Annotated in this window: 16 protein-coding genes; 7 read left to right on the top strand and 9 right to left on the bottom strand. The window is 70.7% G+C overall.

Features of this window, described 5'->3' with window-relative positions; translation table 11 throughout:
• Positions 1-5 precede the first annotated feature (5 nt).
• The 3 genes from ACFWP3_RS02915 (at position 6) to ACFWP3_RS02905 (ending at position 1,361) form a co-directional block, all read left to right on the top strand.
• Positions 6-212: a hypothetical protein gene (locus tag ACFWP3_RS02915; RefSeq protein ID WP_384215638.1), complete on the top strand. Its 207-nt coding sequence runs from the start codon at positions 6-8 to the stop codon at positions 210-212.
• Between the two features lie 103 nt (positions 213-315).
• Complete coding sequence (locus tag ACFWP3_RS02910) at positions 316-642, top strand: hypothetical protein (RefSeq protein ID WP_384215637.1); 327 nt, start codon at positions 316-318, stop codon at positions 640-642.
• Between the two features lie 137 nt (positions 643-779).
• Complete coding sequence (locus ACFWP3_RS02905) at positions 780-1,361, top strand: dihydrofolate reductase family protein (protein ID WP_384215636.1); 582 nt, start codon at positions 780-782, stop codon at positions 1,359-1,361.
• Here the strand turns inward: ACFWP3_RS02905 and ACFWP3_RS02900 are convergent.
• A complete protein-coding gene (locus ACFWP3_RS02900) occupies positions 1,346-1,549 on the bottom strand; it encodes a hypothetical protein (protein WP_384215635.1) in 204 nt (67 codons plus the stop codon). The two genes, ACFWP3_RS02905 and ACFWP3_RS02900, sit on opposite strands and share 16 nt — an antisense overlap.
• Positions 1,550-2,128: 579 nt before the next feature.
• Here ACFWP3_RS02900 and ACFWP3_RS02895 point away from each other — a divergent pair.
• Entirely contained in the window at positions 2,129-2,323 is a 195-nt protein-coding gene (locus ACFWP3_RS02895) for a hypothetical protein (RefSeq protein ID WP_384215634.1), read from the top strand.
• 313 nt (positions 2,324-2,636) lie between these two features.
• Here ACFWP3_RS02895 and ACFWP3_RS02890 read toward each other — a convergent pair whose 3' ends face one another.
• The 3 genes from ACFWP3_RS02890 to ACFWP3_RS02880 all read right to left on the bottom strand — a co-directional run bounded on the left by ACFWP3_RS02890 (position 2,637) and on the right by ACFWP3_RS02880 (position 6,724).
• Entirely contained in the window at positions 2,637-3,209 is a 573-nt protein-coding gene (locus ACFWP3_RS02890; RefSeq protein ID WP_384215633.1) for a snapalysin family zinc-dependent metalloprotease, read from the bottom strand.
• 941 nt (positions 3,210-4,150) lie between these two features.
• Complete coding sequence (locus ACFWP3_RS02885) at positions 4,151-5,581, bottom strand: AI-2E family transporter (protein ID WP_384215632.1); 1,431 nt, start codon at positions 5,579-5,581, stop codon at positions 4,151-4,153.
• Positions 5,582-5,908: 327 nt separating this feature from the next.
• On the bottom strand, positions 5,909-6,724 hold the full coding sequence (locus ACFWP3_RS02880) for a hypothetical protein (RefSeq protein WP_384215631.1): 816 nt from the start codon (positions 6,722-6,724) through the stop codon (positions 5,909-5,911).
• A gap of 2 nt (positions 6,725-6,726) precedes the next feature.
• On the opposite strand from ACFWP3_RS02880, the gene ACFWP3_RS02875 reads away from it, so the two are divergent.
• A complete protein-coding gene (locus ACFWP3_RS02875; protein WP_384215630.1) occupies positions 6,727-7,011 on the top strand; it encodes a hypothetical protein in 285 nt (94 codons plus the stop codon).
• Positions 7,012-7,154: 143 nt separating this feature from the next.
• Here ACFWP3_RS02875 and ACFWP3_RS02870 read toward each other — a convergent pair whose 3' ends face one another.
• The 4 genes from ACFWP3_RS02870 to ACFWP3_RS02855 all read right to left on the bottom strand — a co-directional run bounded on the left by ACFWP3_RS02870 (position 7,155) and on the right by ACFWP3_RS02855 (position 10,936).
• Positions 7,155-7,772, bottom strand: a complete 618-nt coding sequence (locus ACFWP3_RS02870; RefSeq protein ID WP_384215629.1) for a hypothetical protein — start codon at positions 7,770-7,772, stop codon at positions 7,155-7,157.
• 172 nt (positions 7,773-7,944) lie between these two features.
• Complete coding sequence (locus tag ACFWP3_RS02865) at positions 7,945-8,178, bottom strand: hypothetical protein (protein ID WP_384215628.1); 234 nt, start codon at positions 8,176-8,178, stop codon at positions 7,945-7,947.
• Positions 8,166-9,899 carry a hypothetical protein gene (locus ACFWP3_RS02860; RefSeq protein WP_384215627.1) on the bottom strand — a complete coding sequence of 578 codons (1,734 nt, stop codon included), beginning with the start codon at positions 9,897-9,899 and terminating at the stop codon, positions 8,166-8,168. The genes ACFWP3_RS02865 and ACFWP3_RS02860 overlap by 13 nt, the downstream gene beginning before the upstream one ends.
• A gap of 170 nt (positions 9,900-10,069) precedes the next feature.
• On the bottom strand, positions 10,070-10,936 hold the full coding sequence (locus tag ACFWP3_RS02855; protein ID WP_384215626.1) for a class I SAM-dependent methyltransferase: 867 nt from the start codon (positions 10,934-10,936) through the stop codon (positions 10,070-10,072).
• Positions 10,937-11,020: 84 nt separating this feature from the next.
• Between ACFWP3_RS02855 and ACFWP3_RS02850 the strand changes: the two genes are divergently transcribed.
• Both ACFWP3_RS02850 and ACFWP3_RS02845 read left to right on the top strand, forming a co-directional pair.
• Positions 11,021-11,557 carry a helix-turn-helix domain-containing protein gene (locus ACFWP3_RS02850; RefSeq protein WP_384215693.1) on the top strand — a complete coding sequence of 179 codons (537 nt, stop codon included), beginning with the start codon at positions 11,021-11,023 and terminating at the stop codon, positions 11,555-11,557.
• 275 nt (positions 11,558-11,832) lie between these two features.
• On the top strand, positions 11,833-12,378 hold the full coding sequence (locus ACFWP3_RS02845; protein ID WP_384215625.1) for a DUF6886 family protein: 546 nt from the start codon (positions 11,833-11,835) through the stop codon (positions 12,376-12,378).
• A gap of 80 nt (positions 12,379-12,458) precedes the next feature.
• Here ACFWP3_RS02845 and ACFWP3_RS02840 read toward each other — a convergent pair whose 3' ends face one another.
• Positions 12,459-13,199: a class I SAM-dependent DNA methyltransferase gene (locus ACFWP3_RS02840; protein WP_384215624.1), complete on the bottom strand. Its 741-nt coding sequence runs from the start codon at positions 13,197-13,199 to the stop codon at positions 12,459-12,461.
• Positions 13,200-13,228: the final 29 nt, after the last annotated feature.

Genomic DNA, 13,228 nt, shown 5'->3' with positions numbered 1-13,228 from the left:
CGCGCGTGAAGGGTGAGAGGTGGAAATGCCCGCCCGAGACGGACGGCTGTCAGTGGCGGCTGGCAGCCTGGGCTCGTGCTGATCGATGGATCGAGAACGACCCCCTGACTGCCGGGGAGAACCTGCTGTTGCTGCCCGGGTTCTGGCCCGCCTACCTGCTGTGGCTGTGCCAGACCGAGGAGAACGAACCAGAGCCGGGGTGGTTCGGTTGACGGGCATTACGCGGGTCCGGGACTTTCGTGGCAGGAGCTCACTCACATCGCTGCCACACCGGACCCGGATGCCACCGCTGTACACGCGCCTCACGCCCGCCTGTTGCTCCTGCTGCCCGTCCTCGGCGACGCTGACCTGCCCCCCGAAGCGACCGGGCTGGTCGCAGACGCGCTGATCCAGGTGGGCGTCGCCGACGACGAGGCTCCCGGGCTGGCACAGGCGCTCCTGGAGGACCACCCTCTGTGGGAGCCAGTCGAGTGGACGCTCCCCAGCACCTCCCCGCTCTCGGGAGGCGAGGACCCGTTCCCCGGCATCCTGTACTGCGACGACCCCCACAGCCCGCGGTGTGACATCCGCCTTGCCCAAGGCATCACCCGCGAACAGAGCGATCGGCTGGCCCGCGCTCTCGGCACCTGGCCCACCGCGTGACCAAGCCGAGCGATTCCTGCGCAGACATCCCGGCCACGCGCTTGGATGGCTAACCCTCTGCCAGCCGATTGTCCTCTTACCAGGGCGACAGCTCACGACACGCTAATTTGGGGCACCCCAAAGCAGAGGAGAGCCCCGTGGGCAAGGTCGTCATGTACAGCTCGGTGTCGGTGGACGGCTTCATCGCGGACGAGAATGACCAGCCCGGACCGCTGTTCGACTGGTTGTCCAGCGGTGACGTCCCGTTGGACGAGAGCGGCGCGCTGATGGTGTCGCAGACGTCCTACGACTACACCCGGCCGTACTGGGACGCGATCGGAGTCACGATCGCCGGCCGCCGCGTCTTCGACCTGACGGACGGCTGGGACGGGAAGCCGCCGAGCGGGATCGACCACGTGGTCGTCGTGACGCACCGGCCGGAGCCCGAGGGCTGGGACCCCGAGGCACCGTTTCACTTCGTCAGCGGCGTCGAAGCAGCCATGGCCAAGGCTCAGGAGCTTGCGGGTGACCGCATGGTCGAGGTCGCCGCTGGCGATGTCGGCGGCCAGGTGCTTGCCGCGGGCCTGATCGACGAGGTGCGCATGGACGTCGTACCCGTCGTGTTCGGGTCCGGCAAGCGCTACTTCGGGTCGGTCCATGCGCAGCACCTGCTGGAGGATCCTGACCTGGTGATTCAGGGCAACCGGGTGCTGCACCTGCGCTATCAGGTGCGCCGTTGACCGAACGGTGACGCGGCCGGGCTGCTGGGCTTTCGGGCGTGGATGAAGAGGTGTTCCTCGGGGCGTGCTCCGGGGAAGTCGGGGAGGTACGTGCTGATGTGTTCGTGGACGATGTTCAGGCCGGCCTCGCGCAGCAGCGGTGCGTAGGTCCGGGCCGGGTAGCTGGTGCAACGCAGGGTCTGCCCCATCCACTGAATCGGCACGTCCTGTGCATCGACGGGCACGGTGGCGAACGCCAAGAGCCCACCCGGAGCAAGCCAGTCGGCGATCCTCACCAAGGTGGCGCGGTGGCACGCCGGCGAGAACGCCCGCGCGCTCCTACGAGCACGCGGCGGTGCGCCCGCCTGGGACGGTTGGGGCCTGCATGAGTGCCACCACGCCGACGCAGCAGCGCGGCCTGGCCCGGCGCGGGGCGCGGGGTGCCGGGAGAGATCAGACGGCGAAGACAGGGACGGCACGGCTGGATAGAGCAGGCTCTTAGGTCCGGGCAGGAGAACGGTGACCGGACGGGGAAGCCGTGGGTCAGGCAGGGTGGTGGTCGGAGACGGCGTTGGTTTCGAGGTCGTGTTCGAGGAGGGCTTTCATGGCGCACAGGGCCGTGGTGAATCCGCCCACGGTGTTGTTGAGCCAGGTGACGAGCTCTGCGCCCTGCCCCTGGAATCCGGTCTCGCGTACTTCGACGAAGGTGTCCTGCGACCGGCCGGGCAGCGGGGTGAAGGTCAGCGTGACAGTGGTGGGCTGGTCGTAGTTTGCCCCACTCGAAGGTGATGAGACGGCCTTCCTCCACCGCGACCACCCGCACGGTGACGCTCGCCCCGTACGTCTCCCACTCCCAGCGCAGTTCGGCGCCGGGGACCATCGGCCCGCTGCTCTTGCTGTACCAGAACCGTGTGGTCACGGCTGGGTCGGCGAACGCCTGGAACACGGTGGTGGCCGGCTTACGGACGATCATGCAGGCGTAGGCCGTCGGCTCTTGTTCGGTGTGCACGGACACGATCATGCACCAGCCGGTGCCAGGACGGACCGGCGGCAGGGCTGGAACACGCGATGTCGGCTGCGCGGGCTGCGAGCACAGGCCGGCACCGGGTGCTGACCAACAGCCCCGCCTCCCCGACGCCCGGCTGCTCCACGGCCGTATGCGGCGGGTCAGCGGGACTTGCCCGCGCCGAAGCCGCTTCCCGATGAAGGGCTGTGGACCGGCACGGCTGCCCGCCGGGAGTCACGTCCCAGCCAGGCCCCCGCACCGGTCCACCCTCAGACCCGCCGACCCGACGGTCAGGGGGCGTCGATGAGTACCCGGCCGTCGGTCGGCACAGTTGACGCAAGCCCGTTCGCGTACGCGTTCTGCACGCGGGACCGCTCGGTCGCATTGGGCACGGCGTTGGTGCAGGCCGTCCCGGCGCTGGACCCGGACATCAGCTGGGAGCACGGCCCCGGCTTGGTGTCCGGGAGACCCAGGCTGTGGCCCAGTTCGTGCGCGGCGATTCGCGTCTTGTCGTACCCCTGGCTCACAGCCTGCGAGCCCAGTTCGACTCGCACCTGTCGCCCGGGACGGACCGGACCGAGGGTGGCCTGCGGCCAGCCGGTCGTGGCCACGATGACGATCTCGGCCCGAACCCCCGGCGCGGCCTCCACCAGCCGAACGTTGCTGACGTTCGCGTTCCAGGAAGCGACCCCGGCCGCGATGGCCGCTTCCCAGCCGCCGGCCCGGCTGTCGTCGTATCGGAGCGTCACTACCGCTGCGGCGGCGTTCGGTATGGGCGCGGGTGCCGCGGTCGCGGCGGTGGCCGCCGCGAGGACCATCGCGGCGGCGGAGGTGCCGACTTTCAGCCAGGTGCCCAGAGACATGGTCGTCTTCCTTCATGCGTGGGGGGACCCGGCCCCTCGGCGGAGCCGGGGCACTGGAGACGCCGCCATCGCCCGCCTGTGGCCGACACGTTCGGGCAGCCGCCCCTCCGGAGCCCTAAGAAGGTAGCCCCGCACCCCACCACTTCGTCATGCACCTGCCAGCCAAATACGGCAGGCACTCCAGCCGATGCCCGATCAGCGGGCGGCACCATCCGAGGGGCTCGCGCGGCCTCACTCGCGAGCGGGCCGCAGACAGCCGCGTCGGCGCAGCCATGCGGCTTCCGGCCGACCCGGCAGCGCCTAGAGGCCCGTCGGCACCGGCCCCAGCCCGAAGAACCACTCCTCCCCGCCCAACAGCCCCCTGCCATGAGAGATCCCAAGCCCCCCACTCCCCCTCCAGGGCCCACCGCTCCCCCGTCCGCCATGCCGCTTGAGTCGGATCACCGGATCGCTGTTCCGGGATGTAGCGCCCGCTACTCCTCGGGCTTCACCGCCGCCGACCGAGAAGGGCAGCCCGCTGCTGCTTGACTCGCGTGAAGCGAGTAGCGGCGTAGTCCTTCAGGTCGGGCCACTGGAACTGGGTGAAGGACTCGTATGCGCCGACTCACCAGATGCCCAGCGCGCCACGGTGCTCTCGTACCCCGTCAGTATTGGCGGGCATACCGCCCACAAAACGCCTCATAGGCGCGAGTGTTGGCCTCCATGAGCGCGAAGAGCGGACCGTAGAAGTCGCCAACTGCTGGCTCGCTCGGGCGAGCCGGGCCTACCGCTGCACGAGCCGCGGCCCATTGCGTGCCAGCGTCGGTCCGGCTTTCTGGCCGCTGATCGCGGGATGGCGGGCTGTGCGTTGCCGGGCGCGACGAGCCCGGGGCCGTGCCCAGCGGACGCGCAAGGAATACCCGGGTGGACGCGGGGAACGGGCCCCGGTTCCCGACCCGAGACTACTCCACGGCATCGGGTGGCCGCTTGGGCGGCTCAGCGCGCTCGGCGGGGTCCTCGTCGACGGCCGGGGAGCCGGGCTCCGCGGACTTCACGGACTCTGGGGGAACCACGGGAGCCGCGGGCCCCACCGGCGCCGCGGGAGGCCCGAGGTCCGCGCCCGGGTCCGGGTCCGGTGTGGGCGCCCCTTCGGGGTGCGGTCCGGCGACCGGTTCCGGTGCCGGCCCCCCGTCCTCGCCCGCGTGGGCGCGGAGGTGCACGATCACTGTGTTCACGACGGCCACCAGGGGGACGGCTACGACTGCTCCGCCGATACCGGCGATCAGCCCGCCCGTGGCGACGGACAGGGCCACGGCCAGCGGATGGATCCGGACGGCCCGCCCCAGGATGAACGGTTGCAGGATGTGCCCCTCGATCTGTTGGACGACAAGTACCACCAGCAGGGTCATCAGCGCAGTGAAGACGCCCCGGGTCACCAGCGCGACGATCACGGCGAGCGCCCCGGAGGCGATGGCGCCGATCAGCGGCACGAACGAGGCCAGGAAGATCACCACGGCGATGGGCACGGCCAGCGGCACCCCGAGGAAGTAGATGCCCACCCCGATGAACACGGCGTCGATCAGGGCGACGATCAGCGTTCCGCGGATGTATGCGGTGAGCGTCCGCCAGGCGGGCGGGCCGGCTCCGGCCATTCCGGGGCGCACGTTGACCGGCAGCAGCCTCACCGTCCACTCCCAGACCCGTCTGCCGTCGTACAGCAGGAAGATCGTGATGAACATCGCCAGGAGCATGCCGGTGATGACCTCGATCAGGACGGTCACCCCTTGGAGACCGGTCGAGGTGATCTCGCTGGTGCTGGTGCCGATCGCGTCGCTCAGGCGCTCGGTGATGTCGTTGATCTGCTGCTCGGTCACGTGGAACGGACTGTCGAGGAGCCACCGTTTCAGCTCCGCGATGCCTTCCTGGAGACGTTTGGACAGGCTGTCCAAATTGTCGAGCACCTGCCATACGACGAACCAGCCGATCAGGCCGAGGGCGAGGAATCCACAGAGCGCCGTGACGACGGTGGCGAGCCCCTGGGGCAGGCCCCGGCGGTGCAACCGGGCGACCGTCGGCTGGAGCAGCGCGGTGATCAGCAGCGAGGCGACGAAGGCGAGCGCGACCAGCCGGACGGAACCGATCACCCGCATGACCACCCACAGGGCGGCGGCGAGCACCAGGAACCGCCAGGCGACCTCGGCCGCGACCCGCATGCCCCAGGGCACCGCACGGGCCGGGTCGGGCGCGCGGGCGCGGTCCAGGCGGGCCCGCACCGCGCGCTCCCGCTCGGCCGCCTCCTCGGCGTCGTGGCGGGCCAGTGCCCGTGCGCGCCGCTCACCCAGCGCGGTCGCGGAGTCCTTCGCGCGGCCGAACAGGTCGCGGATTCCGGACATCCTCGGACCTCCCTCCGCCCCACCTGTCCGCCTGCCCGCGTTTTCGTTGATCAGACGATCGGTACGGGGATTCTGGAGAGGGTCGGGCGCCAGGCGCCCCGTTCCCTCCTGGCTCTGCGAGGAGGGCGTGGTGCCAGGACTGACCCGCGGAGAACACCGGCCGCCGCATCTCAGTCAGCATGTGTCGGACTCGCGCGCCCAGGCCGACCAGTCATTTCGCCGTGGCCCAGGCGATACGCGCGCCTCCCCTGGGTAGGCGCCTGGCGTGATCGAGCCAGACCCTGACGAGGTCGCGGGGAGGCTCCGAGTCTGCTTCAACCCTGGCGGTCAGGTCGCGGCGGGTGTGTAGGGCGCTGCCGCGACCTGGGCCATCGTACGAAGCTTCGTGAAGTAGGAGGCGCAGTACTCCTCGTTGATCAAAGGGACGATCTTGTCGAGGTTGGCGATGCAGCGCCAGAGGTAGGCGATGCCACTGTCGTCGAGTCCGCCCTTCAGCTCCGTCAGTACGAGGCCGGCGACGTCGGCGTCCAGGAGGACCAGGTCGACGCCGTCGAAGTCCACGCCGCGGAAGCCGTCGGGGAACAGTGCGCGCAGATGGTCCTCCCACAGCCGGGCGAGTCCGCCGTCGGGCTGTGCGCCGCCCACGTCGGCGGCCGTCGCCTCTGCCGTGGACGGCGGGCGAAGGAGCAGGGAGACGGCATCGAACACGGCACGCACCATGGCGACGGCCCCGGCAGGGCGGAGGGCGGCACTCGACTCGGCGCCCTGCGTGAGCTTGTCGCGCAGCAGTCGGCTGCGGTCGAGTTCGGCGGCGAGTTCGGTCGTGATGAGCCCTGCGTCGGTGGCCCGCTCGATGAGGGCGTGGAGCGGTTCCTTCGTGGCCAGACGCTCGGCGAGGACGTGCTCGAGGGCGAACAGGGAATGCGTGACGGCGACGGTGGCGAACTCGTACCGGTAGTAGGAGTGCCGGATGAGCTCGCGGGAGGTTTCCATGGCGCTCATGACGTACATCGACGCGTTGCCGGGCAGGACCAGCTCGGCAACCAGGGCGTGCATGTCCGCATAGTCGAGCACGAGGTCGCGGGCGCGCGGGTCCCGTACCGGAAGGAGGAGCGGGTCGGGCAGTGGTGGCTGGGTGTTCACCGGTGCAGTCTTATCGCCGGAAAGCTGTCGGTGCCATCGGATTTGGCGATCAGAGCCGCGCCTCCTTCGGAGTCGGCATAGAGGATGGGACGTTCCTCGCCGCCTTCACCGCAGAAGAAGTGCGTGCCGCCAGCGCCATCGCCGGCGAACCCCTCAAGCGCGGCGCCCGAGGCGAGGTGCACTTCCTCGACGTGATCGCCTCGGTCAAGGTCAAAGTCACCCGGCCGGCCTCGCCCCGCGCTGCGTCACCGGGCGAGGCCACGCACTCCGATGCGCGGTCGGTGTGACCTGTCAGGTGGGGCTCCCGCCACCACCTGTCCGGCCGGGCGCAGCCGGGGCCGCGGAAGCAACCGCCGTGCTGCTGGAGGACCGCCTGCGCCTGCTGGGCCCGAACCACCCCGACACCCTCATCGCCTCGCAGGAGCTCGGTTCACATGTAGGGATTCCAACGCCCGAAGCGGGCCATCAACCTGCGTGCCGCGCTCTTGTCCAGGCCGAGCGCTGCGGCGGCCTGTGCCGGGGTCAGGTCCTGCTGGGCGTGCCGGGCGGCCCAGTAGCCGACCCGCTCAGCGGTGACCTCCAGCCGTCGTGCGGCCCGTACGGCCGCGATCGGGGAGGTCTTGGCCAGCGTGCCGATCTCCTCCTCCAGACGCTCCAGCAGGATGGTGACGCTCTCGGGCAGGGGAACGGTGGTGGCTTCGACCTGGGCGGCGTGGCCGTCCCAGTCCTCTTCGCACGCCTCCGCCTGCGACTCCCCGCCTTCCTCGAGGTCCTGGTCGGCGATCGCCGACCAGTCCAGCGCATGGCGGGGGCCAACCCAGCCGCAGGAGCACACCGCACGCAGGACGGCCGCGCGCGGGACATGGTGCGAGCGGCCGTCGTAGACACTCCACTGAGACACCGGCTCCCCGCCGGAACCCGAACCGGCATCGAGGTACACCGGCCTCGGGACACTGCCGTCCTCCAGGAGCACCCCGACCGCACCTTCATGCGAGGAGCCGAACTCCTCCGTCGTCCACACTTCCCGCTCCTCCACAACACCCTCCACGATCGCAACCATGCCGGGCAGACCCGGGCCGGACCACCGAAGCCGACGATCCCGCAGCCAGGCCGGCAGCTGGGCCCGAATCAACGAAAGAGCACACCGGCGAGCCGGCGAAGGCCTCGCTGTAGTAGTGGGGCCGACCCGAGCCGCCCGCGGGGTGTGCCGGAGTTCAGGGTCAGACCAGCGCGGCGGCCCCGCGGGGTGGCGGTGTGCGGCGCCGGGCTGCTACCGCTGCCGCTGCTGCGGCCAGGATGCGGTTCAGGACGGAGATCGGGATCGCCGGGTTGGTGACCGCCGCGCATGCCGTGTCGCGGTCGTGCAGCAGCCCGGCGAGGACGCGGGCCGGTAGTTGCGGATTGTGTATCGCGGTTGCGCGGACGTGGGACGCGGGGTCGCTCAGCAGCCGCACCGCGTCGGCCGGTGACAGCCGGGGATCCTCGGCCGCACGGCGGCGGACCTCGGCTTCGGGGTCGCGGGCGAGACGTGCGACGTCGGCAGGCGTTGACTCCGGATCGTCCAGGGCCAGGCGGCGCATCCGCCCGATGGGGTCGCCGGCGTAGCGCAGCAGGCCCGTGCGGGGGAAGTTGGGGTGGCTGCGGGGGCGGTCGGGGTGACTGAAGCTGCCGTCCCACCAGCGCCAGACCTCCAGCAGCATCTCGGCTGGTGCGCCGTCGCATGATTCGGCGAGGAACAGGCGGACCGCCGGTCCTCGTCCCGGGCCAGACGCTCCACTACGTCCGGTGGGAGATGGCGGGCACGGGCCACGCTGCGGCGGATGAGCGGATGGGACGATCCGGCGAGGCGGCGCATTGCGTCGGTGTCGCCGTGCAGGCGCTCGACCCAGGGCAGAGTGTGCGACATCGACGTCGGGTCGAAGTCGTAGCGCACTGCGGCACGCTGCTCCTCGCTGAGGTCGGGCCGCAGTGCCACCGCCGAGCGGACGTCTTCGTACGGGTCCTCCGCCAGGACGGCTACGCCGTGTGCGCTGAGCCCCGGGTTGGCCGCCAGCGCTCGGCGTAGCTGCGCGTCCCCGTCGCGGGTCAGCTCCGCCTCCAGCTCGGGCGCGAGACGGCATTGTTCGAGCGCGCGCCGGGGCTCGGGCAGTGCCGCGAAGACCTCGCGAGGCATCGGGACGCCCGTGTGATGGGCGAGGAGCGCCGCTGTGCGCACCGCGTCGTCCGTATCGGCCAGTAGCCGCTCCCGCAGCGGTGCGGCGAGGTCTTCCCACCGGGCGCAGGCGGCCGACCGCACCCGGGGGTCGGCGTCGGCCGCGAGGCCCGGGAGACGGTGGGCGGGGAGCCCGGGGAGTTCGGCGGCCTGGGCGCGGGACGGGCCGGCGAGGAGGTCGTCGTACAGGTCCTCGGGGAGTTCGGCTCGCCAGATGCAGGCGTGCTCGGCCCAGAGCACGCGCCGGCTCGGTGAGGGTTCGGCGCGGACCAGGCGTGTCCACTGACCGGAGGTGAGCTTGGGCCGGAAGGTGTCGGCGGGTCTCGACCGCACCTGCGGATCGGGGTGCGAAACGGCGGCGTCGAGGACCGCGGGCCGGTCGCATCCGTGGAGGAAGCCCTCCGCCACATCCAGCAGCCGGATCAGCAGTTCGTCCGGTGCGGCCGGATTGGATCCGATCCCCTCCGCCCAGTGCAGAGGCCACGCATGCTGGCCGGGCACCGCTGCCCACACCTCGGCGCGCTCGGCCTCCGTCTCACGCCCGACGGCCTCCGCGGCTTCCTCCAGTCGCTCCGGCAGCCGGTCAAGGGCCGTCACCCGAGGCCCGTCCGTGCCGGGTACCTCCGCGAGAAGCACTTGACCGTCGAGGGAGAGCGCTACGAACCCGGGGTCGCTGGTCAGCCCCGGCACACCGCTGCCGGCGTAGCGGACCCGTGTCCACCAGGAATCATTGCCGCCGATCCGGTGTCCGAGAACGGCCACCAGGAACTCTCCGTCGGCATCTGCAAGGCGGCGCCACCACTCGGCATCGAGCGCCTCCCGTACCGCGCCGTCCGGCGCCGCGATCCCGCGCGCGATCCGCCAGCCGGCTTCCGGCGGGAACACGCTGTCCGGGCGCACGCCCTCGACGACGGTGAGTCCGGCGCATCGCAGTAGTCCGTGGAGCTCTTCTCGGTGTTGCACGCAGTGATGATCCTCTCCGACTCGTGGTGGGGCAAGGCTCTCAGCCCAGGTGCGTCGACGATGTCCATGGGGGTGTCGGCGAGCACCTGTTCCTTTCATTCGATCGCCTCAGCGGTGCGCGCCGCCCGCATCACCACGGGAGAGGACCAGAACTACACCCGCCCTGGGGTTCAGGGACGGCGGGCGATCCATGTCGTGCGGGTGGTGCGCACGCTCAGGTCGTCACGCTGCGCGAGGCTGCGCGGCTGCTCTTCGTCCAGCAGGAGGTCCAGGGCGGCCAGGTCATCCGCGTTGAGGATTTCCGTGGCGTGGGAGCGCAGTTTGGCCAGGGAACCCTGGGCGTAGGCGTTCAGGGACGGGCCTGCCTGCGTGGCGTCGAGGCGGATGTCGAAGGGGCGCCGCTCCAGGAGGGTGAAGCCGGCGTCGCGGAGGTGGTCGGTCCATTCGTGGGGCGGCTGGGTGTTCGTAGCGGCGTGCAGGCGGGCTTCCAGACCGGGTCGGCCGACGCCGGTGTCCTCGGGCAGGTACAGGGGGAAGAAGCCCATCTCGGTGACGGCGATGAGCCCGCCCGGCTGGAGCTGCTCGAAAGCCCGGGCGAAGGTGCGGGCGGGGTCGGCCACGTGGTGCATGAAGGCTGCGGCCCAGATCAGGTCGTACGGCCCACCCTCACTGAGCTTGGCCCAGGACTCGTCGACGTTCGCCTCGACCGTGCTGATCCGGTCGGCGAGCCCGTGCGCAGAGGCCTGCCGGCTCAGGCGGTGCAGCATCCGCGCGGAGATGTCGACCGCCGTCACGTGCGCCGCTGGGAAGCGGCGGGCCAGTGCGAAGCTGCCGGTGCCGGGACCGCTGCCCAGATCCAGGATCCGGGCCGGCGAGGGGCCGGCGAGTTCGGCGAGGTCGGCGAGCCGGCCGGTCAGCTCCGAGAAGTAGGAAGCCAGGACTTCGCCGTCCAGCTCCAGCAGCTTCGCCAACGCGACATCGGAACCCGCCGCCGGCCCGTGCCCGATGTGGCCGTGAGTGTCTTGGTGTGTGTTCATGTCTCGACGGTAGAGCGGCTGTTGCTGTCCTGGCATAGGGTCTTGCCAGTGGAGCAAGAATCGACGTTGGACGCGACCGTCAGGATGCGGATCAGGTCCCTGCGCAAGGCGCGGGGCTGGTCACTGGACAACCTTGCGGAGCGGGCGGGCATCAGCCCCTCCCAGCTCAGCCGCATCGAGACCGGTCACCGGCGCCTCAGTCTCGACCAGCTCACCGCCATCGCCGAGGCGCTGGGCAAGTCCCTCGACGAGCTCGTCGAATCCCCCGACGACTCCGATGTCGTCATCCGGCCGGAGCGCGACGAGCGCCGCGGCCTGACGACCTGGCTGCTCAGCAAGGACGACGGGCCCCACGGCCTCACCGTGGGCAAGATGCGCATCACCGACCAGGCCGGCGACGTCAGCCCCGACGACCTGGGCGTCCACCCCGGCCGCGACTGGTTCACCGTGCTGTCCGGCACGGTGGTCCTCTACCTCGGCGAACGCGTCATCCGCGTCGAGGCCGGGCAAGCCGCGTCGTTCTCCACCATGACCCCGCACACCCTGCGCAGCGACCGCGGCCCCGCCGAGATCCTGATCATCCTCGATCACAACGGGGAACGCAGCCACCTCGGCACCTGAACCATCGACGTCGACGTCGACGTCGACACCGTCGAGTACGGCGGCACCGTGGGCGGCGGCGACAGCGGCCGCGTCCACAGCGAGGAGTACGGCGACTTCGTCGGCGGTGGGTGCGCGAACGCGTGACGCGGGCGGTCGGCACCGTGATGGTGGAGCTGTCCGTGGCGACCCCGCAGCGGGCAGTGCCCCGGCCGCGTGGGGGCCGCCTGATGGTGCCGGCTGGGTCTGAAGTGCGATGTTGGGCTTGCGGATCGACGCTCTGGTAGAACCGGCGCATGCGTCCACGGCCCGGGGAAGTACTGCACTTCTCGGAAGACCCCACGATCACCCTCTTCCGCCCGCACATCGCTGCCACCGCCCGGCATCCGGAAGCTGTCGTATGGGCCGTTGATGCCGCGCAGGCTCCCGACTATTGGTTTCCCCGCCAGTGCCCCCGCGCCATGGCCTGGACCACGCCCGCAACGGCCGGGAACGACACGGAGCGGATCATCGGCCCCGGTGGCGGCCGGCGTGTGCACGCGATCGAGTACGGATGGATGGAGCGCTTCCTCAGCGTGGAGCTCTTCGCCTACCGGCTCCCCGTCGACTCCTTCCGCCCCATAGGCGATCCCGTACCCCACGCATACGTCTCCAGCGAGACCGTCGAACCTCTCGGGCCGGCCGAGCCGGTCGGCAGCCTCCTGCGCCTGCACCAGGACGCCGGCATCCAGCTCCGGATCCTGGACAACCTGTGGGACTTCTGGGACGCCGTCACCACCAGCACCCTCGGCTACGGCGGCATCCGCCTACGCAACGCCCTCCCCCGCCCCGCCGGGTCGTAGCGGACCCACGCGTGGAGCGGTTAGCTCCCATAGGAATTTGGAGACAGGCACGGCCGGCATCGACAGCCCGGTGGTCGACCTCAGGTCGGCTTGCGCCACACGGAGATGTGCTTCGCGGAGTCCTGGGTGAACGGTGCCCCGTCCCAGTTCGCGACGCGTCGTTCCAGCTCGAGCCCGGCGATCCGTGCCATCAGGTCGAGCTCTGCCGGCCAGGCGTACCGGTGCCGGGAGGCATCGCGGCGGTAGCGGCCGTCGTCGCCATCGCGGGTCAGGTGGTGCGAGACGAGAATCTGCTCGACCAGGTCGAAGGTGTCGAAGCCGAGATGCTGCTCGGAAACATCGAACGGCACCGCGACCTGGCCCGGCGGAAGGAACCGCAGCGGCGGCACACCCAGCTCGATGACGAATCGGCCGCCGGGCTCCAGATGCCGTGCGGCGTTGCGGAAGCACTCGACCTGCTCGTCCTGCGTGAGCAGGTTCGTGATGGTGTTGTACACGAGATAGACCAGGGTGAACTCTCCGGGAACGACGGTCGTGGCCATGTCCCCGATGACCACCGGGAGCGTGTCCTCGTCCGTCTTGCGTCGCAGCACCGCTGCCATGTGCTCGGACAATTCGATGCCCACCACCGGCACGCCGCGTTCCCGGAGCGGGACTCCCACTCGTCCGGTTCCGATGGCGAACTCCAGTGCCCGGCCGTCTCCGGCGAGCTCGGCGAGGAAGGCGAGAGTCGGTCCGAGAACGGCAGCCGAGGACGCCTCGGCCTCCTCGGCGTCGTAGCGGTCGGCGGTCGCACGGGTCCACAGTTCACTGCTCGTCACGGACGGCCACTTTGCCGGGTGCCGAGGGC

This window comes from Streptomyces sp. NPDC058525, assembly GCF_042719495.1.
Classification (GTDB): domain Bacteria; phylum Actinomycetota; class Actinomycetes; order Streptomycetales; family Streptomycetaceae; genus Streptomyces.
The sequence above is the reverse complement of the archived record's forward strand: the minus strand, read 5'-3'. Positions and strand labels throughout refer to the sequence as shown.